Genomic DNA, 22,254 nt, shown 5'->3' on the forward strand with positions numbered 1-22,254 from the left:
GGCCGCCGTACGGCGGCCGGGGGCGCCGGAAGGAGCGCCTCCTGAGGATGCGGGGCGCGGGTCGGCTCGGTCACGTCTACGTCCTACCAGACCCGGCGAGCCGCAATCGCACGTACGCCCACCGCCTGTGGACATCCACATGCCCGGCGGGCATGCCAGGGCGGCGCCCGCCGTGAGAGGCGGGCGCCGCCCGGAGTGCGTGCCGTCAGGCGGGGGTCACAGACCCGCGGCCGTACGCAGGGCGTCGGCCCGGTCGGTGGACTCCCAGGAGAAGCCCTCTCGGCCGAAGTGGCCGTACGCGGCGGTCTCGGAGTAGATCGGGCGCAGCAGGTCGAGGTCCCGGATGATCGCGGCGGGGCGCAGGTCGAAGACCTGGAGCACCGCGTCCTGGATCACGTTGACCGGCGCCTTCTCGGTGCCGAACGTCTCGATGAACAGGCCGACCGGCTGGGCCTTGCCGATGGCGTAGGCGACCTGGACCTCGCAGCGGTCGGCCAGGCCGGCCGCGACGACGTTCTTGGCGACCCAGCGCATGGCGTACGCGGCCGAGCGGTCGACCTTGGACGGGTCCTTGCCGGAGAAGGCGCCGCCGCCGTGGCGGGCCATGCCGCCGTAGGTGTCGATGATGATCTTGCGGCCGGTGAGGCCGGCGTCGCCCATCGGGCCGCCGATCTCGAAGCGGCCGGTCGGGTTGACCAGCAGGCGGTAGCCCTCGGTCTCGATCTCCAGGTCGGCCAGCACGGGCTCGACCACGTGCTCGCGGATGTCGGGGGTCAGCATCTCCCGCAGGTCGATCTCCGGAGCGTGCTGGGTGGAGACGACGACGGTGTCGAGGCGGACCGGGCGGTCGCCGTCGTACTCGATCGTGACCTGGGTCTTGCCGTCGGGACGCAGGTAGGGAACCGTGCCGTTCTTGCGCACCTCGGACAGGCGGCGGGCCATCCGGTGCGCGAGCTGGATCGGCAGCGGCATCAGCTCGGGGGTCTCACGGCAGGCGTAGCCGAACATCAGGCCCTGGTCGCCCGCGCCCTGACGGTCGAAGTCGTCGGAGCCCTCGCCCTCGCGGTGCTCGTAGGCGTCGTCCACGCCCTGCGCGATGTCCGGCGACTGCGCGCCGATGGACACCGACACGCCACAGGAGGCGCCGTCGAAGCCCTTGTGGGAGGCGTCGTAACCGATCTCGAGGATCTTCTCGCGGATCAGGGCGGGGATGTCGACGTAGGTCTCCGTCGTCACCTCACCGGCGACGTGGACCTGGCCAGTGGTGATCAGCGTCTCGACGGCGACCCGGCTCTTGGGGTCGTCCTTGAGCATGGCGTCGAGAATCGCGTCACTGATCTGGTCGGCGATCTTGTCCGGGTGGCCCTCGGTGACCGACTCGGAGGTGAACAGGCGACGGGACAACTCAGGGCTCCTCATGCAGCGGCTGCTGACGTCCATGAGTGACCGGCGGTAGAGCCTCGCCCCACCGCGGTCACTCGATGCTCACGCGAGTCTAGCCCTAGGCGCTGCGGAGCCGCGAAGCCATCCGGTTTCGGGTCGCCGGGATGATGGACCGAAAGCGGGCCCGGCGCGCCCGCGTACGGCGTGTCAGAGATCGGGCAGAGGGTCTCTGGGCAGGTCACCGGGTGTGAACGCCTCCGCGTCGGCCGCCGCGACCACGGCGGCGTACTCGTCGTCGACCTCCAGTGTCATGCCGCCGATTTCGATGCGGGGGCCCGACCCGAACTCGATCGGCCCGAGACGGGTGCGGCGGGGGTAACGCGCCCACACCCCCGACGGCTCGTCCCTGCTGAACATCTTGGTGGACAGCAGGGTGATCGACCGGTCCGTCACCACGACGAGGAAACCGATCGTGGCAGGGGGCGGCACGGCCACCGCGGGGAACACGTAGCGGATGTCCTCTCCGGGGCCGAGCATCGCCCGGCAGCGCTCCCTGATCGTGGCGGACACCGGCATGGCGATCGCTCCCTCGACGCACGCTGTGGGGGCTGGGGCGGGCGCCCGCGCCGGCACCACGCGAAGATCAGGCGAGACGCTGCGCCACCAAATCCCACACTACGTCGGCGAGATCCTCTTTGGGACCCCTCGGAATGTCCACGGACCCGCCCTCCGCCGTGAGGACGACCGCCGCGTTGTCCGGCGTGCCGAACGCGAGGTTCTCCCCGACCTGGTTCACCACGAGCAGGTCGCAGCCCTTGCGCTCCAGCTTGGCTCTGCCGTTGGCCAGGACGTCGTCGGTCTCCGCCGCGAATCCCACGATCACCCGGGGATACGGCCCATCGGCCCCGGCGTCCCGTGTGGCACCGGCCCTGGCCTCCCCCACAGCGCCCGGCCCGACGGCCTCGGCGTCCTGCGCGGCGCCCAGGCCGTCACCGGTCTCCCGCGCGCCACCCGCCCCATCGGCCGTCCGCGCGGCGCCCAGGCCGTCGCGGGTCTCCCGCGCAGCGTCCGGGCCGTCGCCGATCGCGGGTCCGCCGCCCACGGCGGCGTACGCCTCCCGCTTGGCCCGGCGGATCTCCCCCAGCTCGGCCAGGATGTCCGGATTTTTCGCCAGATGGATTGGATCAGGCTCGGCGGACGACTTCTTGATCTTCGTGTCGCTCTGCCGTACGGGCCGGAAGTCGGCGACCGCGGCGGCCATCACGACCGCGTCGGCGTGCTCGGCCGCCGCCAGGACCGCGTCGCGCAACTGCCGCGCCGACTCGACCCGGACGACCTTCGCGCCCGCGGGATCGGGCAGCGTCACGTTCGCCGCGACGAGCGTGACCTCCGCGCCCCGGGCGACGGCCGTACGGGCGAGGGCGTATCCCTGCAGCCCGGAAGACCGGTTGCCGATGAAGCGCACGGGGTCGATTGCCTCGCGGGTGCCTCCGGCCGAGACGACGACGTGCCGGCCGGCCAGGTCCTCGCGCCGCCCGGCCAGCACCCGCCGGCACACCTCGAAGATCTCGGCGGGGTCGGGCAGCCGCCCGGGGCCGGTGTCGGCGCCGGTGAGCCTGCCGACGGCGGGCTCGATCACGATCGCGCCGCGCTCGCGCAGCGTCGCCACGTTCGCCCGCGTGGCCGGGTGCTCCCACATCTCGGTGTGCATCGCGGGCGCGAACACCACCGGGCACCGCGCCGTGAGCAGCGTGTTGGTGAGCAGGTCGTTGGCCAGCCCGTGCGCGGCGCGCGCCAGCACGTCCGCCGTCGCCGGGGCGACGACCACCAGGTCGGCGGACTGCCCGATGCGCACGTGCGGCACCTCGTGCACCGACTCCCACACCTCGGTGGTCACCGGATTGCCCGACAACGCGGCCCAGGTCGGCTCGCCGACGAACCGCAGAGCGTCACGGGTCGGCACGACGCGCACGTCGTGCCCCGACTCGGTGAACAGGCGGAGCAGCTCGCAGGACTTGTAGACCGCGATGCCGGCGCTTACGCCCAGCACGACAGACGTCATGACGGAGGCGGTGCTCAGCCCTCGATGGGCTCAGAGGTGAGCAGACCCTCGGAGACCTCGCGCAGCGCGATCGACAGCGGCTTCTCCTGGGCGTGGGTCTCCACGAGGGGCCCCACGTACTCCAGCAGGCCCTCGCCGAGCTGCGAGTAGTAGGCGTTGATCTGGCGCGCCCGCTTCGCACCCATGATCACGAGGCTGTACTTGCTGTCGACGATGTCGAGAAGCGCGTCGATCGACGGGTTGGTGATGCCTTCCGCGTAGGCGGAGCTGCTTGCCACGTCAGTGATTCCCCTAGCTAGGTGAGTTTCCCATCAAGGTTATCAGCCGGTGGCACACATCCTTGACGGACGTGTTGACGATCGTGAGATCGAACTCCTTCTCCGCCGCCAGCTCGATCCGGGCCATCTCCAGGCGCCGGGCGATCACGTCGGGAGGCTCGGTGCCGCGGCCGCGCAGCCGCCGCTCCAGCTCCTCCCAGCTCGGCGGGGCGAGGAACACCAGCAGGGCATCGGGCATCGTCTTGCGCACCTGCCTGGCGCCCTGCAGGTCGATCTCCAGCAGGGTGGGGACCCCTGCCGCCAGCTTCTCCAGCACCGGCCCTCTGGGCGTGCCGTAGCGGTTGCCGGCGAACTCGGCCCACTCCAGAAGCTCACCGGAGGCGACGAGCCGGTCGAACTCGTCGTTGTCGGCGAAGAAGTACTCCACGCCGTGCTGCTCCCCCGGCCGGGGCTTCCGGGTTGTCACCGAGACCGACAGCCACACCTCTGGGTGGGACCGCCGGAGCTCGGCGACGACCGTGGACTTCCCCACACCCGACGGACCGGACAGGACCGTCAGGCGCGGGCGGGGCTTGGAGTCACCGCCGTGTGCCCTGGACCCGCTGGTCGCGACTGCCTCGTGGGCCCGATCTCCAGCGGACCGGGACATGTCGGTCACTCCGTACCCCCGTGAAACTCGCTCGTACGCCGCCGAGATCAGCTCTCGGCGCCGCCGAACTCGCGCTCCAGGGAGGCGCGCTGGTTGGCGCCGAGACCCCGCACGCGGCGGGATTCGGCGATACCAAGGCGCTCCATGAGCTGCTTGGCGCGGACCTTGCCGACGCCAGGGAGCGACTCCAGCAGAGCCGAGACCTTCATCTTGCCGATGACGTCGTCGGTCTGCCCATCCTTCAGCACCTCAGCCAGCGAAACCGCGCCGTGCTTGAGCCGGTTCTTGACCTCGGCACGCTCCTTGCGTGCCTTGGCAGCCTTCTCAAGAGCTGCGGCGCGCTGCTCGGGGGTCAGGGGAGGAAGAGCCACGCCGGGTCACCTCGAATTTCTTGTCGATGTACTCGGACGGGAGGGGAAACTAGCTGGTCTTGGCCGTAACGGCAACGTCAAGGGCGGTTTCTCGGACTACAAAATTGATTTTACTACTTTTGGTATTGGAAAAGTCACTCTTCGTAGATCAAAACCGCCTCAGCAGGCCCTAAGCAGGATGACGCAAGGTGACGGCGCCCGAGGCCGGCGAACGCCCGATCAGGCGCTCACGCGACGCAGCGCGGCGGCGATCCCGGCGGCCGCCGCACCCGGGTCCGGCGCCCCGGTGATGGGCCGTCCGATCACCAGAAGATCGGCTCCCTGGGCGATCGCGTGCTCCGGCGTGGCCACCCGCGCCTGGTCCTGGGTGTCGGCGCCGGCGGGCCGCACGCCCGGAGTGATCAATGTCACGTCCGGGCCGACCTCCGCGCGTACGGCGGCGACCTCCCTGGGCGAGCAGACGAGGGCCTGGGCGCCCGCCCCGACGGCCACGGCGGCCATGCGGCGCGCGATGTCGGTAGGGGGTCCCTGCATGCCGAGCTCGCCGAGATCGGCCTCGGAAAGCGACGTCAGGAGCGTCACGGCCGCGATCTGGATGTTGGGGGCCGCCTCGACGGCCGCCTTGACCATCGCGTGGCCCCCCGCGGCGTGCACGGTGAGGTACGTCGGCTTGAGCCGGGCGACCGCCCGGGCGGCGGCGCCCACGGTGTTGGGGATGTCGTGCAGCTTGAGGTCCAGGAAGACCTGCACGCCGCTCGCGCCGCGCACCGAGGCGATCACGTCGGGGCCGTGGCGCAGGTAGAGCTCCAGCCCCACCTTCACCGTCGAAACGTGCGGGGTGACCAGGCCGGCCCAGCGGGCCGCGGTCTCCATGTCGGGCGCGTCCAGGGCGACGGCGATGGGAGCGGGCGTGGTCAAAGCGAACTCTCCTCGAGGTCTGTGCGTGTTCGTGGTTGCGCGCCCGCCGGGCGGTGGGCCAGGCCCACGGCGTCGGCGAGCCGGTCGAACCCGCGCTCCTGCAGAAGCTCCTCAAGCTCCCTCAGGACGCGTGGGCAGGCGTAGGGGTCATGGAACAGCGCCGTGCCCACAGCGACGGCGCAGGCGCCCGCCAGGACGAGCTCAAGGGCGTCCCTGCCGGTCGTCACGCCGCCCATGCCGATGATGGGCACTCCCGGCAGCGCCGCGTGCACCTGCCACACGCAGCGCACCGCCAGGGGCCGTACGGCGGGGCCGGACAGGCCGCCGGTGCCGGCCGCGAGCGATGGGCGCATCGTGTCCACGTCGATGCTCATCCCCACCGGGGTGTTGATCATGGCGAGGGCGTCGGCGCCGCCGTCCACGCACGCGCGGGCGACCGCGACGATGTCCGCCACGTCCGGGGACAGCTTGGCGATCACCGGCACCTCGTACGGCGTGGCCGCGCGCACCGAGGCCACGACCTCCGCCGCGGCGGCCCCGTCGCGGGCGAACACCCTGCCGCGGTCCTCGACGTTCGGGCACGACAGGTTGATCTCCACGGCGGTGATGCCCTCGACGCCGGCCAGGCGCCGTGCCAGCGCGGTGTACTCGGTCACGGTGCCGCCGCCGATCGACACGACCGTGCGGGCTCCGCGCTCGGCCAGCCAGGGCAGCTCGCGCTCCAGGAACGCCTCGACTCCCGGGCCCTGCAGGCCCACGGCGTTGAGCAGCCCCGAGGGCGTCTCGGCCATCCGCGGCGTCGGCCGTCCCGCGCGCGGGGCCATGGTGATCGACCGGGTGACGAAGGCGCCCAGCCGGTGGACGTCGGAGAACTGGGCCAGCTCGCGGCCCGTCCCGCCGCAGCCCGAGGCGGTCAGCACGGGGTTGGGCAGCTCCACATGGGCCAGGTAGGTCCGCAGGTCGGCGGTCACGGCCGCCTCCCCCGCCCCGGCTCAGGCATGCCGTCCGCCGGGCGCGCCGAGCGCGTCGAACGGGATCGTCCCGACGTCGTCGAACCGCACCCGCTCGCCCCGGAACACCGGCCCCTCGGTGCAGGCGCGGACCATGCGGGTCACGCCGTCGTCGCCGATGACCGGCACCACGCACGTCATGCAGACCCCGATGCCGCAGGCCATGGACTCCTCCACGGCCACCTGCACGGGGATGCCGAACTCGGCGGCGACCGCCGTGACGCCGCGCAGCGTCGCCATCGGCCCGCACGCGTAGACCGCGTCGGCCCGCGCGTCGGCGATCACGCCGGGCAGCACGTCGGTCACCGTGCCGCGCATGCCGAGCGAGCCGTCCTCGGTCGTCAGCGTGGTCGTCTCGCCCATCCTGCGGGCCCGCAGCGCCCCGAAGACCCGGTCGGCCGACGGCGCCCCCAGCACGAAGTCGATGCGGCAGCCCCGCTGCTGCAGCGCGTCCGCCAGCGCGAACAGCGGCGCCGCGCCGTGCTCGTCGCCGACCAGTACGCAGGTGCAGGGGTCGCGGGGCAGGGGGAACGGACGGCCGAGCGGGCCGACCAGGTCGAGCGTGTCGCGCGCCCGGAGGTCGGCGAGCCAGGCCGTCCCGGCACCGCGCACGCCGAAGACGAGCTCCACCGTGCCACCGTAGTCCGGCTTCACGTCGTGGATCGTGAAGGCCCGCCGGGTGAGCATCGAGGAGTTGCGGCCTCCGACGGCGACCGTGACGAAGTGGCCCGGCCGGAACCGGTCGGCGATGCCCGGCGCGACGACCGTGAGCGCATGGTAGGCGTCCACGCGGCGCGTCGTCAGCACCGTGCCCGTGACCTGAACCGGACTCCCGGCCACTCCCTTCCTCCCTGCCTATGGCGCGCGCCCTGCTCATGGCGCCCGCTCCGTTCGAACGGGCGCCTGAGCCGGCTTGGTCGTGCCGGAGGCGCGCAGTGTACCCAGCCCTCGTCGCTCCGGGTCGCTCGTACCTCGCCCCCCTCGCTCCTCAGTCCAGATTGCCAGCGCGCCCTCCGCGCTCAGTCTCGCAGCCTCCTGGCGTGTTCCTGCAGGGAACACACGTCGATGTCACCCCTGACGATGTGCTGGATGCCCTGCACGGCCGCCGCCAGGCCTTGGACGGTCGTGATGCAGGCGATGCCGCGGCTGACGGCGGCGGTGCGGATCTCGTACCCGTCGAGGCGCGGCCCGCCCTGACCGGGGCTGCCGAACGGGGTGTTCACGATGAGGTCCACCTCCCCGTCGAGGATGCGCCGCACGATCGTCGGCTCACCGTCGGGACCCGTCCCGTCGCTGTGCTTGCGCACGATCTTGGCACGTACGCCGTTGCGGCGCAGCACCTCGGCGGTGCCCTCCGTGGCAAGGATCTCGAAGCCGAGGTCCGCGAGCGCCTTCACGGGGAAGATCATTGCCCGCTTGTCCTTGTTGGCGACCGAGACGAACGCCCGCCCCTTGGTCGGCAGCGCGCCGTAGGCCGCCGACTGCGACTTGGCGAAGGCCGTGCCGAAGAACTCGTCGATGCCCATGACCTCGCCGGTCGAGCGCATCTCCGGCCCGAGCACGGTGTCCACGCCGCGGAACCGGTTGAACGGCAGCACCGCCTCCTTGACCGCGACCGGCGCGTCCAGCGGCAGCGTGCCGCCGTCGTAGCCGGCCGGCAGCATGCCCTCGGCGCGCAGCTCGGCGATCGTCGCGCCCAGCATCAGCCGCGCCGCCGCCTTGGCCAGCGGCACCGCCGTCGCCTTGGACACGAACGGCACCGTACGGCTGGCCCTCGGGTTGGCCTCCAGGACGTACAGCACGTTGGAGGCCATGGCGTACTGGACGTTCAGCAGGCCGCGCACGCCCACCCCGCGGGCGATGGCCTCGGTGGCCGCGCGGATCCGCTTGATGTCGAAGCCGCCCAGCGTGATCGGCGGCAGGGCGCACGCCGAGTCGCCGGAGTGGATGCCGGCCTCCTCGATGTGCTCCATGACGCCGCCGAGGTAGAGCTCCTCGCCGTCGAACAGCGCGTCCACGTCGATCTCGATGGCGTCGTCGAGGAACCGGTCGATCAGCACCGGGTGCTCGGAGGCCGCCTTCGCCATGTACGCCCCGAGGGTGTCCTCGTCGTACACGATGGCCATGCCGGCGCCGCCGAGCACGTACGACGGCCGCACGAGCACCGGATAGCCGATCTCCTCGGCGACGGCCTGAGCCTCTTCCACGGTCGTCGCGGTGCCGTGCTTGGGCGCGGGCAGCCCGGCCTCGGCGAGGACCCGCCCGAACGCGCCGCGCTCCTCGGCGAGGTGGATCGACTCGGGCGAGGTGCCGACCACGGGCACCCCCGCGTCCTTGAGCGCCTGGGCGAGCCCGAGCGGCGTCTGGCCGCCGAGCTGCACGATGACGCCGGCCACCGGCCCGGTCTCCTGCTCGGCGTGCACGACCTCCAGGACGTCCTCCAGCGTGAGCGGCTCGAAGTAGAGCCGGTCGGAGGTGTCGTAGTCGGTCGAGACGGTCTCGGGGTTGCAGTTGACCATCACGGTCTCGTAGCCGGCCCTGGACAGCTCGAACGACGCGTGCACGCAGGCGTAGTCGAACTCGATGCCCTGGCCGATGCGGTTGGGCCCGCTGCCCAGGATGATCACCTTGGGCCGGTCCCCTGCCGGCACCTCGGTCTCCTCGTCGTACGTGGAGTAGAGGTACGGCGTGCGCGCGGCGAACTCGGCGGCGCAGGTGTCCACGGTGTTGTAGACGGGCCGGACGCCGAGCTCGTGGCGCGCGGCCCGCACCTCGGGCTCCGGCACGCCCAGGATCTCGGCGATCTGCGCGTCGCTGAAGCCGTGCCGCTTGGCCAGCTCCAGGGTGGGCCGGTCGAGCGCGGTGATCGACCGAGCGACCTCGTCGATCGCGAAGAGCTGGTCGACGAACCACGGGTCCACCGACGTGACCTCGTGGATCTGCTCGGGGGTCGCGCCCGCCCTGATCGCCTGCTGCATGGTGCGCAGCCGTCCGTCGTGCGGCCTGCGGCAGGCCTCCAGGAGCTCGTCCAGGTCGCCGGGCTCGCCCGCCCAGGTGAACGACGACCCCTTCTTCTCCATCGACCGCAGCGCCTTCTGCAGCGCCTCGGGGAAGGAGCGGCCGATCGCCATCGCCTCGCCGACCGACTTCATGTGGGTGGTGAGCGTCTGGTCGGCCCCGGCGAACTTCTCGAACGCGAACCTCGGCACCTTGACCACGATGTAGTCGAGCGACGGCTCGAACGACGCCGGGGTCTCCTTGGTGATGTCGTTGGGGATCTCGTCGAGGGTGTAGCCGATGGCGAGCTTGGCGGCGATCTTGGCGATCGGGAAGCCGGTGGCCTTGGACGCCAGCGCCGACGACCGCGACACGCGCGGGTTCATCTCGATGACGATCATGCGGCCGGTCTTCGGGTCGACCGCGAACTGGATGTTGCAGCCGCCGGTGTCCACGCCGACCTCGCGGATGACCGCGATCGCGACGTCGCGCATGTTCTGGTATTCGCGGTCGGTCAGCGTCAGCGCGGGCGCCACCGTCACGCTGTCGCCGGTGTGGACGCCCATCGGGTCGATGTTCTCGATGGAGCACACGATGACCACGTTGTCGTTGCGGTCCCGCATGACCTCGAGCTCGTACTCCTTCCAGCCGAGGATCGACTCCTCCAGGAGCACCTCGGTGGTGGGGGACGCGTCGAGGCCGGCGCCCGCGATGCGGCGCAGCTCGGCCTCGTCGTGGGCGAACCCGGAGCCGGCGCCGCCCATGGTGAAGCTCGGGCGGACCACGACGGGGTAGCCCAGCTCGCCGGCCGCGGCCAGGCACTCGTCCATCGTGTGGCAGATCGCGCTGCGCGCCGACTCGGCGTTGAGGCCGCGCTCGGCGGCGACCTTGGCGACGATCTCCTTGAACCGCTCGCGGTTCTCCCCCGCCTGGATGGCGTCGATGTCGGCGCCGATCAGCTCGACGCCGTACTTGTCGAGCACGCCCGCCTCGTGCAGCGCCACGGCGGTGTTGAGCGCCGTCTGGCCGCCCAGCGTGGGCAGCAGCGCGTCGGGCCGCTCCTTGGCGATGATCTTCTCGACGATGTCCGGCGTGATCGGCTCGACGTAGGTGGCGTCGGCGAACTCCGGGTCCGTCATGATCGTGGCGGGGTTGCTGTTGACGAGGACGACCCGGAAGCCTTCGCTGCGCAGGACGCGGCAGGCCTGGGTGCCGGAGTAGTCGAACTCGCACGCCTGTCCGATGACGATCGGGCCGGAGCCGATCACCATGACGGACCTGATGTCCGTACGCTTAGGCACCCTCGGCCCCCTTCTTGTCGTCGGTGTCCTCGGTCGCGCTCCGTCGTGCCTGGGGCGCGCCGAATGACCGAGCCTCGCTCGCAGGCAGGGAGGCACGCTGCGCGCCGCTCCCTCGCTCCCTCCCGCGCTCCATCAGCTCGCAGAACTCGTCGAACAGGTACGCGGCGTCGTGCGGGCCCGCGGCCGCCTCGGGGTGGTACTGCACGCTGAACGCGGGACGCTCCAGCAGGCGCAGCCCCTCCACGCAGTCGTCGTTGAGGTTGACGTGGCTCACCTCGGCCGCGCCGTACGGGGTCTCGAAGGGGCCGTCGAGCGGCGCGCGCACGGCGAAGCCGTGGTTGTGCGCGGAGATCTCGACCTTGCCCGTCCTGCGGTCCTGCACCGGCTGGTTCACCCCGCGATGGCCGTACCGCAGCTTGTAGGTGCCGAGGCCGAGCGCCCGCCCGAGGATCTGGTTGCCGAAGCAGATGCCGAAGAACGGCACGCCCGCGTCCAGCACCTCGCGCAGCGACTCGACCGCGTAGTCGGCCGTGGCGGGGTCGCCGGGGCCGTTGGAGAAGAAGACGCCGTCCGGGGCTAGGGCGAGGATGTCGGCCGCCGTGACGGTCGCCGGCAGCACGTGCACCTCGCAGCCCCGCTCGGACATCCGCTCCGGCGTCATCGCCTTGATGCCGAGGTCGACCGCGGCGACGGTGAAGCGCTTGCGGCCGCGCGCCGGCACGACGTACGGCTCGGCCGTGCTGACCTCGCGGGCCAGGTCGGCGCCCTCCATGCCGGGCGAGCGCCGCACCCGCTCGACCAGCTCGTCGATGTCGCCGCCCTCGCTGAAGACGCCCGCGCGCATCGCGCCGCGCTCGCGCAGGTGGCGGGTGAGGGCGCGGGTGCCGGGCATCGCGATGCCGACCACGCCCTGGTCGCGCAGGTAGTCGTCGAGCGTCCTGCGGGAGCGCCAGTTCGACGGGATCCGGGACGGCTCGCGCACCACGTAGCCCGCTACCCAGACCCTGCCGGACTCGGGGTCCTCGTCGTTGACGCCGGTGTTGCCGATGTGCGGGGCGGTCATCGCCACGATCTGGCGGTGGTAGGAGGGGTCGGTGAGCGTCTCCTGGTAGCCGGTCATGCCGGTGTTGAAGACCATCTCGCCGAACGTCTCGCCCACCGCGCCGTACGGGGTTCCTTCGAAGACGCGTCCGTCCTCGAGCACGAGCAGGGCTGTCATACGAGCTTCCCTTCGAGAACGGTGGGGCGGCCGCGCAGGAACGTCGCGACGACGCGGCCGGGCAGGGTCAGCCCCTCGTAGGGGGTGTTGCGGCTCTTCGACGCCATCGCGGACGGGTCCACGGGCTGCCGGACCGACGGGTCGTACAGGGTGACGTTGCCGGGGGCTCCGGCCTCGATCGGGCGGCCGTGGCCGGCGAGCCTGCCGATCCTGGCCGGCCGGGCGGACATGCGGTCGGCGACGCCGGCCCAGTCGAGCAGGCCGGTCTCGACCATGGCCTCCTGGACCACGGACAGGGCCGTCTCCAGGCCGATCATGCCCATGGCCGCCGCGGCCCACTCGGTCTCCTTGTCCTCGACCGGGTGGGGCGCGTGGTCGGTGGCCACGCAGTCGATCGTGCCGTCGGCCAGCGCCTCGCGCAGCACCCGTACGTCGTCGGCGGTGCGCAGCGGCGGGTTCACCTTGTAGATCGGGTTGTACGGCCCGAGCGGCGAGCTCTCCGCGCAGGAGTCGGTCAGCAGCAGGTGATGGGGGGTGACCTCGGCGGTCACGTCCCAGCCCTTCGACTTGGCCCAGCGGATGATCTCGACGGAGCCCGCGGTGGAGACGTGGCAGACGTGCAGCCGGGAGCCGACGTGCGCGGCGAGCAGGCAGTCGCGCGCGATGATCGCCTCCTCGGCGACCGCCGGCCAGCCGGTCAGGCCGAGCCTGGCCGACACCTCGCCCTCGTTGAGCTGGGCGCCCTCGGTCAGCCTGGGCTCCTGGGCGTGCTGGGCGACGACGCCGTCGAACGCCTTGACATACTCCAGCGCCCGGCGCATCAGCACGGCGTCGGACACGCACTTGCCGTCGTCGGAGAAGACCCGCACGCGGGCCGCGGAGTCGGCCATCGCGCCGAGCTCGGCGAGCTGGCGGCCCTCCAGGCCGGAGGTCACCGCGCCCACGGGCTGCACGTCGCAGTGGCCGAACTCCTGGCCGAGCCGCCAGACCTGCTCCACCACGCCCGCGGTGTCGGCCACCGGGGAGGTGTTGGCCATCGCGTGGACGGCGGTGTATCCGCCCCGCGCCGCGGCCTGGGTGCCGGTCTCGACGGTCTCGGCGTCCTCCCGGCCGGGCTCGCGCAGGTGGGTGTGCAGGTCGACCAGGCCGGGCAGGGCGACCAGCCCGTCGGCGTCGATCGTCTGGTCGGCCTTGGCGCCCGCGAGGTCGCCGGTCTCCGCCACGACGCCGTCGCGCAGCAGGATGTCGCCCGGGGCGCCGCCCAGGATCCGCGCGCCCTTGATGAGGATGGTGGTCACAGTTCCCCCGTGAAGGTCGTACGTGCTCATTCGGCGCCTCCGATCGCGGGCTCGGAACCGCCGAGCAGCAGGTAGAGGACGGCCATCCGGACCGTCACGCCGTTGGTGACCTGCTCGACGATCGTCGAGCGCGGCGAGTCGGCGACCTCCGCGGAGATCTCCATGCCGCGGTTCATCGGGCCGGGGTGCATGACGACGGCGTCGTCGTGCAGGCGGGCGAAGCGCTCGCGGTCGAGGCCGTAGCGGCGGCTGTACTCCCGCGCCGAGGGGAAGTAGGCCGCGTTCATCCGTTCGAGCTGGACCCGCAGCATCATCACGACGTCCGACTTGGGCAGCACGGCGTCGAGGTCGTACGAGACCTGACAGGGCCAGGTCTCGACCGCAACCGGAAGCAGGGTCGGCGGGGCGACGAGCGTCACCTCCGCGCCGAGCGTGTGCAGCAGCAGCACGTTGGACCGGGCGACCCGGCTGTGCAGCACGTCGCCCACGATGGCGATCTTCAGGCCCTCCAGGCGGCCCAGCCTGCGGCGGATGCTGAAGGCGTCGAGCAGCGCCTGGGTGGGATGCTCGTGGGTGCCGTCCCCGGCGTTGACCACGCTGCCGCGCACCCAGGTGGCCAGGCGGTGCGGCGCGCCCGAGGCGCTGTGCCGGATCACCACGGCGTCGGCGCCCATGGCCTCCAGGGTGAGCGCGGTGTCCTTCAGCGACTCGCCCTTGGACACGCTCGACCCCTTGGCCGAGAAGTTGATCACATCGGCCGACAGGCGCTTGGCCGCGGCCTCGAAGGAGATGCGGGTCCGGGTGGAGTCCTCGAAGAAGAGGTTCACCACCGTGCGGCCGCGCAGCGTGGGCAGCTTCTTGATGGACCGCTGCGAGACCTGCGCCAGCTCCTCGGCCGTGTCGAGGATGAGGAGCGCGTCGTCGCGGGTGAGGTCGCCGGTCGAGATCAGGTGATGCTTCATCGGTCGTCCTCCTTGATGAGCACGACCGCGTCGCGCCCGTCGGTCTCCTCAAGGAAGACCTTGACCTTCTCGCTCTTGGAGGTCGGCAGGTTCTTGCCGACGTAGTCGGCGCGGATCGGCAGCTCGCGGTGGCCGCGGTCGACGAGCGTGGCGAGCTGGACGGCCCTGGGCCTGCCCACGTCGTTCAGCGCGTCGAGCGCGGCGCGGACGGTGCGGCCGGAGTAGAGGACGTCGTCCACGAGGACGACGGTCCTGCCGTCCACGCCGTTCTGGGGAAGTTCGGTGCGGCCGAGCGGGCGCGCGGGCCGCAGGCGCAGATCGTCGCGGTACATCGTGACGTCGATGGCGCCGACGGGGACCTTGATCCCCTCGAACTGGGCGATGCGCCCGGCGATGCGGTGCGCGAGAGTGGCGCCGCGGGTGGGGATACCGATCAGGACGACGTTCTCCGCGCCCCTGGTGCGTTCGAGGATCTCGTGTGCGATCCGGGTGAGCGCCCGGTGGATGTCGGGCCCTTCCAGTACGGCGCGGGCCTGATTTCGGGCATCAGACATCAAAAAGTCACCACCTTTCCCGCCTCACGGGACGGGTCTTAAAAGGGTGTCGGTTCTGCTTAGAGTATCAGGGCCGTCTGCGAACCCCCCTCCCGCCAGGGGTGATGCCACCGCAGGGGGTGTTCGCCCTCGGCGTGACGAGGACGTGCCGGGGCCTTCGGGGACCCTCCGGCGCCGTTCACGGGGACGCGCCGGGGACGTCCGGAAGACGGGCGAGAGACGGGCCGGGGATCGGAAGCCGCATCACACCGGGTGTCGGTGATTTCGGTGAGAGCACTGTTTCACGCTCTTTTTTCCAATCAGCTTGACCTTTGGGAGTGTCGGCTTTACCGTCACTGTCCGTAACCACAACACGCGACCTTCCTGGGTAAAACCCGACGCAGCGGTCACCGAAGGTGCCGGTCTCGGGCACCAGCCCCGGTGTACGGAACGCTTAGGACAAGGACGCACAATCAAGTGAGAAGAGACATAGAAAGCCGGGGGCCACACGATGCCGTCTGACTACGCCAAGTCGCTGGGCGCGCGCCTGCGCGCCATCCGGACCCAGCAGGGGCTGTCCCTGCATGGTGTGGAAGAGAAGTCCCGCGGACGGTGGAAGGCCGTCGTCGTGGGCTCCTACGAGCGGGGCGACCGCGCGGTGACCGTGCAGAAGCTCGCCGAGCTCGCGGATTTCTACGGAGTGCCGGTGTCGGAGCTTCTTCCGGGCGGAGCCGCCCCCAGCCCGCTTGCGCCCGCTCCCAAGTTGGTCATCGACCTTGAGCGCCTTTCGCAGCTGCCGAAGGACAAGGCCGGTCCGCTTGCCCGTTACGCCGCGACCATCCAGAGCCAGCGGGGTGACTACAACGGCAAGGTGCTGTCCATCCGGCAGGAGGACCTGCGTTCGCTGGCGGTCATCTACGACAAGTCGCCGGTCGAGCTGACCGAGGAGTTCATCCACTGGGGCGTGCTCGACGCGGAGGCCCGCCGCGCCGTCGAGTCCTTCTGACCTCCCACGGGTCCGCACCCGGCTCCCCGCGGCGATGCCGGTCGTTTCCGGCACGCGCCGTGCCTGGAGCGGTCCGGGCGGCGCCTTCGCGGCATCGGCGCCGGCGGGCCCCTTCGTCACGGGCGGCGTCTCCGCGACGGGGAGCCGCCCGTACGACTGATTCCCGCCACGCGGGGATAGGCAGGACATGACGTTTTTCGTGGGCTCCGAGGTGGGCAGGCTCCGCCGGGTTCTGGTCGACATACCCGAACTCGCGCTAAAGCGGCTCACCCCGGGCAACAAGGACGCCCTGCTGTTCGACGACGTGCTGTGGGTGCAGCGCGCTCTGGAGGAGCACCGGGAGTGGTGCGAGGTGCTCGCCGGGCGCGGCGTCGAGGTGCATCACCTCGGCGACCTCCTCCGGGAGGTGATCGAGATCCCCGACGCGCGCAAGCACATCCTCGACGGCAGCGTCGACGAGCACTGGTTCGGCCCCCTGACCGCCGACGCGATCCGCAACACGCTCGACGCCCTCGACGCGGACGCGCTCGCGCCGCTGCTGACGGGCGGGATCACCAAACGCGAGATCCTCGAACTGGGCTGCGACCCGGCCTCCATCGTCTTCCACACCCTCGGCCTGGACGACTTCGTCCTCCCGCCGCTGCCCAACCACCTGTTCGCCCGCGACACCTCCTGCTGGATATACGACGGGGTGTCGATCAATCCGATGCGCAAGAAGGCCCGCAGGCGGGAGACCGTCAACTACGAGGCGGTCTACCGGTGGCACCCGCTGTTCGCCCCGGGCTACGGCAACCCGGACGGCGGCGGTTTCAACGTCTGGTACGAGGGCGTGCGCATGGCCCCGGCCACCATCGAGGGCGGCGACGTCCTGGTGCTCGGCGACGGCGTCGTGCTCGTCGGGGTGAGCGAGCGCACCCAGCCGCAGGCCGTGGAGATGCTGGCGACCAACCTGTTCCGAGCGGGGTCGGCGACCCGCATCGTGGCGCTCGTCCTGCCCAAGACCCGCGCGTTCATGCACCTCGACACTGTCATGACCAACGTCGACGTGGGCGTGTTCACCAAATACGCCGGGCTCGGCATGCTCCCGTCCTACACGGTGGAGCCGGGCGACACCGACAAGGAGCTGAAGATCACCGACCATCCGCCGGAGGACATGCACAAGGCGATCGCCCGGGCCATCGGCCTCGACGACATCAAGGTCCTCACGCCGACGCAGGACGTGCACGCGGCCGAACGCGAGCAGTGGGACGACGGCTGCAACGTGCTGGCGCTGGAGCCCGGCGTGGTCGTGGCCTATGAGCGCAACACCACGACCAACAACCACCTGCGCAGGCACGGCATCGAGGTCATCACCATCCGGGGCAGCGAGCTCGGCCGCGGGCGCGGCGGGCCGCGGTGCATGAGCTGCCCTCTGGAGCGCGACCCCGTCTGACCACAGCCGCGATCCCACCGGCCTGAATCCCCGCACCGCGCGAGCAGCGTCGGTATGATCCCGGGTATGAGCGGAGACAGGAAGGCGCGGATCACGATCACCGTGGACCCCGGCGTCCTTGAATACGCCGAGCACCTCGTGGCGACCGGCAAGGCCACCAGCGTGGCCGCCGTCTTCAACGACGCCATCGCGGAAAAGCGCATCACCGACCAGCGCGCGCTCGCCCTGCTGCGCGAACGCGCCCGCCAGGCCGACCCCGAACGGGTGGCCCGCATGATGCGGCACGTGAACCGCCAGCTCGCCGAGCATGGTTTCCCGGCAGCGTCCGGTGAGTGACTTCACCCCCACGCCGTACATCCTCGACACCAGCGTGCTGACCGACGTCGCCCGCGGGGACGCCGACGTCATCGGCCTCCTGCAGGACTTCGACCGGGCCGGTCAGACTCTCGTCGTCCCCGCACTGGCGGCCGCCGGGGCACTCCTCGACGGCCGCGGCACGCCGGACGCCCAGGCCCTGCTCGCCGGCCTGGCCGCGTTCGAGCATGCCGTCGTCGCCCCGCTGGACGGCATCGCACAATCCGCCAAGCTCGTCGACACGATGGCCGTCACCGGCCTCGACATCCATGACGCTCACGCCGCCGCAATCGCGGACGTCTCGGTCTGCCCGATCCTCACCCTGCGCGGCGGCAAATGGCAGCGACCGTCCCGGGCCCTGGACAACCCGCTGCGCATCATCGAGATCGCCGACCCCGACGAATAGGCCCCGTGGGACACGCTGGTGAGGCCTGACGCGATCCCGAGCGAGAGCCCCAACGCATGGCCGCTCCATAGCCCGCCTGGGCAGGGCTCGGTGCCAGCCGGCCGTGGGTTCGGCGTCGGGCGGGCATGGGCGGGGTGCGGGGTCAGCCGGCCATGGGGAGGGTGGGACGGCCGGGCAGGCCGAGGATCGACTCGACCTCGCCGACGAACCTGTCCGCCTCCGCTATGATTTCCTCCGCGTCGTTCTGCGTGACGGCGCGGACCATGCCGGCCTCGGCCGCCGCGCGCTTGGTCGCGCTCACCGCGAAGTAGGCCGCCCAGTCCGCGAGCTTGGGCTCGGCCTCCGGGAGCAGCTCCCAGGCGCTGCGCAGCCGCCGCCTGCGGCCGTCCATCGGACGTGGACGAGCCGCGAGGATCCCGGCGGCGGCGCGGAGAGCCGCCAGATGGGCCGAGACGTAGCGGTCCGCGGGTGTGGGCCCGACGGTGGCGTCAGCGAGGCATGCCCTGGCGTCCGCGAGGTGTGCCAGAACCGCCTGCGAGAGCCGGGGCCCGCTCTTCTGATCGTCGTTCTGCTCAGTCATGCCCGCCTCCTTGAGTCGTGGCACTCCGGCGAAGGTCGCCGGTGACCTCACAGTCGCAGATCGCACCGACAATTTCGCCGGCCGGAGATCCCGCGAACCGCTCGAGATCGCCCGGCGCTTTCCCAGGCTCCCGTGGGCGGCCGGACGAGGAGCTTCCCCTCTCCCCGTCCGGCCCACGCCGCGGGCCGTGCCGCATCCGTCTCCGCCGACGACGAAGGCACGGAACCAACGGGGTGGGCGCGAGCCGCGAGTCCCACGCCCACTCCATCGAACATAGATTCGATCATGTCCCCTGTCAAGACTGTCAACGAAAACGTGTTCGAGGATCGCGTTCGAAACGAGCGGGGCGGACGACAGAGGGGCCCCGCGCGACGATCTCGCGCGGGGCCCCTCCTGAAGGGAGTCAGCGCCTGAAGGCGCCCCTGACGTGCACCGGGACGCCCGTGCCGAGCATGCCCGGCAGGATCTCGGCCACGCTCATGGGCAGCCGCACGCAGCCGTGCGACGCCGGGTAGAGCGGCACCGACAGCGCGCCGTGGAGCGCGATGCCGCCGTTGAAGAAGATGGGGTTGTAGAGCTGCCCCAGGTAGGACCGGTGCCAGCCCTTGACCCGCCAGGTGGTCCTGTAGTCGCCGGTCGGCGTGCGGGCGCTGCCGGAGAACCGCTGCCGCTTGCCGTTCCAGGTGGCCCACTCGGTGTAGGGGATGCCGCTGCCGCTGGAGATGTGGCTGATCAGCACCGGCACGCCACCCCGATAGAGAACCATCACCTGCTTGGTCAGGTTCACCTCGACACGGTTCGCCTTGCCCCTGGGCACCAGGACCTTGGGCGCCCGGGGGTTCTCCAGCGCCCGCCAGGTGCGGGCGGCGATCGTGCTGGTCGGCGTGACCCCCTGCCCCTTCTGGACCGCCCAGCCCGCCATCTGCGTGCCCCCGCCGTACCGTCCGTCAATGCTGCCGGGCACATACCCGAGCTCCTTGAGCCGGGCCTGCAGCGCCTTGACGGCGGAGCCCTTGGCGCCGAGCTTGAGCGTCTTGCCCGGGGCGGTGAACGGCGCGTAACCGGTGGCGCGTGCGGGGACGGCGGCCCGCGCCGGGAGCGCCGAGGACGGCGAGAGCGCGGGAAGCGCCCCGAGCACGGCCTCCGCCGGTGCGGCGGTGCTCGCCTGGGCCGTGCCCGCGGCGCCGGTCGCCGCGAAGGCCGTCGCGAACGTCACGACCCCGGCCGCGACGAGTAGTCTCCGTCGACCCCTCATCATGACCAACCCCCTCATAAGCCGGTTTCTCGATCAAAGGACTCACCTTACGGTCCGATTGTGAGCCGCGTGATCGTAAGTGGCCATAATCGGCCGCGTATGTCCTGGCAATCCGTTTAGAGTGACCGGGTGGCAGAAAAGTTGCATCCGAACGTCGCCCGGGTTCAGGAGGCCCTGCGGGCCCACGCGGTGACGGGCGAGGTCGTCGTGCTCGACGAGGCCGCGCCGACGGCCGCCACGGCGGCGGCCCAGCTCGGCTGCGAGGTCGGCGCGATCGCCAACAGCCTGATCTTCGACGCGGACGGCGCGCCGCTGCTGGTGCTGACCAGCGGCGCCCATCGCGTGAACACCGATCTGATCGCGCGCCTCGTGGGCGCGGCGAAGGTGCGGCGGGCCACGCCGGAGTTCGTCCGCGAGCACACCGGGCAGCCCATCGGCGGCGTCGCCCCGGTCGGCCACCCCGCGCCCGTACGGACGCTGGTGGACACCTGGCTGAGCAAGCACGACGTGGTCTGGGCCGCCGCCGGGCACCCCCACACCGTCTTCCCGACCTCCTATGACGAGCTGCTGCGCATCACTGGAGGCACGTCGGCGGATGTGGAGTGACGCCTGCCGAACCGGCCCGGCGTCGCTTTGCTAGTGTGCGACGAGTGATCCGACTGCGACGGGTGGGGCCCGACGAGTTCAGGGCCGTGCTGGACACCGTGCTGGAGATCTACACGGTCGCCATGCGCCCGCCGTCGGACCAGCTCGCGGGCCGTATGGCGATCATGCGCAACCACGCCACCTATCCCGACTTCGACTGCGTGCTCGCGGAGGAGGCGCGGACCTCCGTCATCGTCGGCTTCGCGTACGGCTTCCACGGCGGCCAGGGGCAGTGGTGGCACGACGTCGTGCGGGGGGCGCTGCAGGACCGGGCCGGGCCGCTGGTGGCGGACGACTGGTTCGGCGACGCCCTGGAGATCGCCGAGATCCACGTGCGCCCCGAACATCAGGGCCGGGGCGTCGGCCGGCGGATGATCCACGCGCTGTGCGAGGGCCGCCCGGAGCGTACGGCCGTGCTGTCGACGCACGACGCCCCCACGGTGGCCCGGCACCTCTACCGGGACGTCGGGTTCACCGACCTGATGACCCGGTTCGTCTTCCCCGGCGGCTACGAGGAGTACGTCATCGCCGGGGTGCGGCTGCCGCTGGCCGAGCGCGAGGCCGCCGGGGCAGAGGAAGGCTGACGGGACCCGGCCGGCTCTCAGCCGGCCACAGCGGCGGCGGGCACGCTGTGCAGCGCCTGGAACACCTCGCGGGTCGCGCTCGACCGGTTGAAGGTGATGAAGTGGATGCCGGGCGCGCCCTCGTCGAGAAGCTTCTGGCACATCTCGATGGCGTGCTCGATGCCGAGGCGGCGGACCGCGGCCGGGTCGTCGGCGACGGCCGCGAACCGCTCGGCCACCTCCGGCGGGAACGGCGCACCGGACAGCTGCTCCGACCGGGCGATCGTGCTCATCTGCGTGACGGGCATGATCCCCGGGATGATCGGGGTGTCGCACCCGTGGGCCGCCACACGGTCGCGCAGCCGCAGGTAGTCCTCGGCCCTGAAGAACATCTGGGTGATCGCGTAGTCCGCGCCGGCCCGGCACTTCTGCACGAAATACTTCGTGTCCGACTCGATCGTCGCCGACCTGGGGTGCTTGTACGGGAAGGCCGCCACGCCCACGCAGAAGTCGCCCGCCTGGCGGATCAGCCGCACCAGCTCCTCGGCGTACAGCACGCCCTCGGGGTGCTTGACCCACTCGTCCAGGGGGTTGCCGCCGCGCGGGTCGCCGCGGACGGCGAGGATGTTGCGCACGCCCGCGTCGGCGAACCTGCCGACGAGGTGGCGCAGCTCGCGGATCGAGTGGTCGACCGCGGTGAAGTGGGCGACGGGCGTCAGCGTGGTCTCGTGCGCCAGCCGCTCGACGATGTCCACCGTGCGGTCCCGGGTCGAGCCGCCGGCGCCGTAGGTCACGGAGACGAACGTCGGGCGCAGCGCCTCCAGCTCACGGATCGCCCGCCACAGCTGCCGCTCCCCCTCGTCGGTCTTCGGCGGCATGAACTCGAACGAGAACGAGCGCTCACCCGCGGCCAGCAGTTCGCGGACCGTCGGGACGCGATCAGGAAGCCGCGAGGGCAGACCGAGAGCCATACCGGCAAGGGTACAGCGACGGTGGTTTTGACGGCCGTCACAGTCTTGCAATGTGGACATT

General features: G+C 71.3%; 23 protein-coding genes. 6 read left to right on the plus strand and 17 right to left on the minus strand.

The window, feature by feature from the left end; translation table 11 throughout:
- Positions 1-216: 216 nt before the first annotated feature.
- From metK to pyrR, 14 genes are all read right to left on the minus strand, one after another.
- Positions 217-1,404 (minus strand): methionine adenosyltransferase, encoded by a 1,188-nt coding sequence (metK, locus tag FLV34_RS01815; RefSeq protein WP_147942210.1) that lies wholly within the window; start codon positions 1,402-1,404, stop codon positions 217-219.
- A gap of 186 nt (positions 1,405-1,590) precedes the next feature.
- The gene (locus tag FLV34_RS01820; RefSeq protein ID WP_142644968.1) at positions 1,591-1,959 is read right to left on the minus strand and encodes a hypothetical protein; all 369 of its coding nucleotides are present in this window, start codon (positions 1,957-1,959) and stop codon (positions 1,591-1,593) included.
- 67 nt (positions 1,960-2,026) lie between these two features.
- The gene (coaBC, locus tag FLV34_RS01825) at positions 2,027-3,445 is read right to left on the minus strand and encodes a bifunctional phosphopantothenoylcysteine decarboxylase/phosphopantothenate--cysteine ligase CoaBC (protein ID WP_142644967.1); all 1,419 of its coding nucleotides are present in this window, start codon (positions 3,443-3,445) and stop codon (positions 2,027-2,029) included.
- Positions 3,446-3,459: 14 nt separating this feature from the next.
- A complete protein-coding gene (rpoZ, locus tag FLV34_RS01830; protein ID WP_030508986.1) occupies positions 3,460-3,723 on the minus strand; it encodes a DNA-directed RNA polymerase subunit omega in 264 nt (87 codons plus the stop codon).
- Positions 3,724-3,736: 13 nt separating this feature from the next.
- Positions 3,737-4,381 carry a guanylate kinase gene (gmk, locus tag FLV34_RS01835; RefSeq protein WP_260617010.1) on the minus strand — a complete coding sequence of 215 codons (645 nt, stop codon included), beginning with the start codon at positions 4,379-4,381 and terminating at the stop codon, positions 3,737-3,739.
- 38 nt (positions 4,382-4,419) lie between these two features.
- Complete coding sequence (mihF, locus tag FLV34_RS01840) at positions 4,420-4,743, minus strand: integration host factor, actinobacterial type (protein ID WP_030450375.1); 324 nt, start codon at positions 4,741-4,743, stop codon at positions 4,420-4,422.
- A gap of 219 nt (positions 4,744-4,962) precedes the next feature.
- The gene (gene pyrF, locus FLV34_RS01845; RefSeq protein WP_142644965.1) at positions 4,963-5,661 is read right to left on the minus strand and encodes an orotidine-5'-phosphate decarboxylase; all 699 of its coding nucleotides are present in this window, start codon (positions 5,659-5,661) and stop codon (positions 4,963-4,965) included.
- On the minus strand, positions 5,658-6,632 hold the full coding sequence (locus tag FLV34_RS01850; RefSeq protein WP_142644964.1) for a dihydroorotate dehydrogenase: 975 nt from the start codon (positions 6,630-6,632) through the stop codon (positions 5,658-5,660). The genes pyrF and FLV34_RS01850 overlap by 4 nt, the downstream gene beginning before the upstream one ends.
- 21 nt (positions 6,633-6,653) lie before the next feature.
- Entirely contained in the window at positions 6,654-7,511 is an 858-nt protein-coding gene (locus FLV34_RS01855) for a dihydroorotate dehydrogenase electron transfer subunit (RefSeq protein WP_142644963.1), read from the minus strand.
- A gap of 179 nt (positions 7,512-7,690) precedes the next feature.
- Positions 7,691-10,969, minus strand: a complete 3,279-nt coding sequence (carB, locus tag FLV34_RS01860; RefSeq protein WP_147942211.1) for a carbamoyl-phosphate synthase large subunit — start codon at positions 10,967-10,969, stop codon at positions 7,691-7,693.
- On the minus strand, positions 10,962-12,188 hold the full coding sequence (gene carA, locus FLV34_RS01865) for a glutamine-hydrolyzing carbamoyl-phosphate synthase small subunit (protein ID WP_147942212.1): 1,227 nt from the start codon (positions 12,186-12,188) through the stop codon (positions 10,962-10,964). The genes carB and carA overlap by 8 nt, the downstream gene beginning before the upstream one ends.
- Positions 12,185-13,516, minus strand: a complete 1,332-nt coding sequence (locus tag FLV34_RS01870; RefSeq protein WP_222709385.1) for a dihydroorotase — start codon at positions 13,514-13,516, stop codon at positions 12,185-12,187. The genes carA and FLV34_RS01870 overlap by 4 nt, the downstream gene beginning before the upstream one ends.
- On the minus strand, positions 13,513-14,448 hold the full coding sequence (locus tag FLV34_RS01875) for an aspartate carbamoyltransferase catalytic subunit (protein ID WP_142644959.1): 936 nt from the start codon (positions 14,446-14,448) through the stop codon (positions 13,513-13,515). Before FLV34_RS01875 ends, FLV34_RS01870 begins: the two co-directional genes overlap by 4 nt.
- Positions 14,445-15,002, minus strand: a complete 558-nt coding sequence (pyrR, locus tag FLV34_RS01880; protein ID WP_168065543.1) for a bifunctional pyr operon transcriptional regulator/uracil phosphoribosyltransferase PyrR — start codon at positions 15,000-15,002, stop codon at positions 14,445-14,447. Before pyrR ends, FLV34_RS01875 begins: the two co-directional genes overlap by 4 nt.
- Positions 15,003-15,492: 490 nt before the next feature.
- On the opposite strand from pyrR, the gene FLV34_RS01885 reads away from it, so the two are divergent.
- The 4 genes from FLV34_RS01885 to FLV34_RS01900 all read left to right on the plus strand — a co-directional run bounded on the left by FLV34_RS01885 (position 15,493) and on the right by FLV34_RS01900 (position 18,179).
- Complete coding sequence (locus FLV34_RS01885; protein ID WP_030508976.1) at positions 15,493-15,987, plus strand: transcriptional regulator; 495 nt, start codon at positions 15,493-15,495, stop codon at positions 15,985-15,987.
- 187 nt (positions 15,988-16,174) lie between these two features.
- The gene (locus FLV34_RS01890; RefSeq protein WP_142644957.1) at positions 16,175-17,419 is read left to right on the plus strand and encodes an arginine deiminase; all 1,245 of its coding nucleotides are present in this window, start codon (positions 16,175-16,177) and stop codon (positions 17,417-17,419) included.
- 66 nt (positions 17,420-17,485) lie between these two features.
- Positions 17,486-17,755, plus strand: a complete 270-nt coding sequence (locus FLV34_RS01895; RefSeq protein WP_142644956.1) for a hypothetical protein — start codon at positions 17,486-17,488, stop codon at positions 17,753-17,755.
- The gene (locus tag FLV34_RS01900) at positions 17,748-18,179 is read left to right on the plus strand and encodes a type II toxin-antitoxin system VapC family toxin (RefSeq protein WP_142644955.1); all 432 of its coding nucleotides are present in this window, start codon (positions 17,748-17,750) and stop codon (positions 18,177-18,179) included. The genes FLV34_RS01895 and FLV34_RS01900 overlap by 8 nt, the downstream gene beginning before the upstream one ends.
- A 142-nt stretch (positions 18,180-18,321) precedes the next feature.
- Here the strand turns inward: FLV34_RS01900 and FLV34_RS01905 are convergent, their stop codons facing one another.
- Together FLV34_RS01905 and FLV34_RS01910 are read right to left on the minus strand one after the other, a co-directional pair.
- Positions 18,322-18,759: an SAV_6107 family HEPN domain-containing protein gene (locus tag FLV34_RS01905; protein ID WP_076432068.1), complete on the minus strand. Its 438-nt coding sequence runs from the start codon at positions 18,757-18,759 to the stop codon at positions 18,322-18,324.
- A gap of 403 nt (positions 18,760-19,162) precedes the next feature.
- Positions 19,163-20,017, minus strand: a complete 855-nt coding sequence (locus FLV34_RS01910; RefSeq protein ID WP_261985614.1) for a L,D-transpeptidase family protein — start codon at positions 20,015-20,017, stop codon at positions 19,163-19,165.
- 126 nt (positions 20,018-20,143) lie between these two features.
- On the opposite strand from FLV34_RS01910, the gene FLV34_RS01915 reads away from it, so the two are divergent.
- Both FLV34_RS01915 and FLV34_RS01920 read left to right on the plus strand, forming a co-directional pair.
- Positions 20,144-20,620 carry a YbaK/EbsC family protein gene (locus FLV34_RS01915; protein ID WP_142644954.1) on the plus strand — a complete coding sequence of 159 codons (477 nt, stop codon included), beginning with the start codon at positions 20,144-20,146 and terminating at the stop codon, positions 20,618-20,620.
- Between the two features lie 44 nt (positions 20,621-20,664).
- The gene (locus FLV34_RS01920) at positions 20,665-21,243 is read left to right on the plus strand and encodes a GNAT family N-acetyltransferase (protein WP_147942214.1); all 579 of its coding nucleotides are present in this window, start codon (positions 20,665-20,667) and stop codon (positions 21,241-21,243) included.
- A 17-nt stretch (positions 21,244-21,260) separates the two neighbouring features.
- Here the strand turns inward: FLV34_RS01920 and metF are convergent, their stop codons facing one another.
- Positions 21,261-22,193: a methylenetetrahydrofolate reductase [NAD(P)H] gene (gene metF, locus FLV34_RS01925; protein ID WP_142644952.1), complete on the minus strand. Its 933-nt coding sequence runs from the start codon at positions 22,191-22,193 to the stop codon at positions 21,261-21,263.
- Between the last annotated feature and the right edge of the window lie 61 nt (positions 22,194-22,254).

Source organism: Microbispora sp. CSR-4, assembly GCF_008033685.1.
Lineage (GTDB): Bacteria > Actinomycetota > Actinomycetes > Streptosporangiales > Streptosporangiaceae > Microbispora.

Coding starts and splice junctions, on each gene's coding strand:
- FLV34_RS01870 (WP_222709385.1), bottom strand. CDS start 13,516: ATGAGCACGTACGACCTTCACGGGGGAACTGTGACCACCATCCTCATC.
- pyrR (WP_168065543.1), bottom strand. CDS start 15,002: ATGTCTGATGCCCGAAATCAGGCCCGCGCCGTACTGGAAGGGCCCGAC.
- FLV34_RS01905 (WP_076432068.1), bottom strand. CDS start 18,759: ATGACTGAGCAGAACGACGATCAGAAGAGCGGGCCCCGGCTCTCGCAG.
- FLV34_RS01820 (WP_142644968.1), bottom strand. CDS start 1,959: ATGCCGGTGTCCGCCACGATCAGGGAGCGCTGCCGGGCGATGCTCGGC.
- FLV34_RS01895 (WP_142644956.1), top strand. CDS start 17,486: ATGAGCGGAGACAGGAAGGCGCGGATCACGATCACCGTGGACCCCGGC.
- coaBC (WP_142644967.1), bottom strand. CDS start 3,445: ATGACGTCTGTCGTGCTGGGCGTAAGCGCCGGCATCGCGGTCTACAAG.
- FLV34_RS01910 (WP_261985614.1), bottom strand. CDS start 20,017: ATGATGAGGGGTCGACGGAGACTACTCGTCGCGGCCGGGGTCGTGACG.
- carA (WP_147942212.1), bottom strand. CDS start 12,188: ATGACAGCCCTGCTCGTGCTCGAGGACGGACGCGTCTTCGAAGGAACC.
- FLV34_RS01885 (WP_030508976.1), top strand. CDS start 15,493: ATGCCGTCTGACTACGCCAAGTCGCTGGGCGCGCGCCTGCGCGCCATC.
- FLV34_RS01875 (WP_142644959.1), bottom strand. CDS start 14,448: ATGAAGCATCACCTGATCTCGACCGGCGACCTCACCCGCGACGACGCG.
- metF (WP_142644952.1), bottom strand. CDS start 22,193: ATGGCTCTCGGTCTGCCCTCGCGGCTTCCTGATCGCGTCCCGACGGTC.
- FLV34_RS01890 (WP_142644957.1), top strand. CDS start 16,175: ATGACGTTTTTCGTGGGCTCCGAGGTGGGCAGGCTCCGCCGGGTTCTG.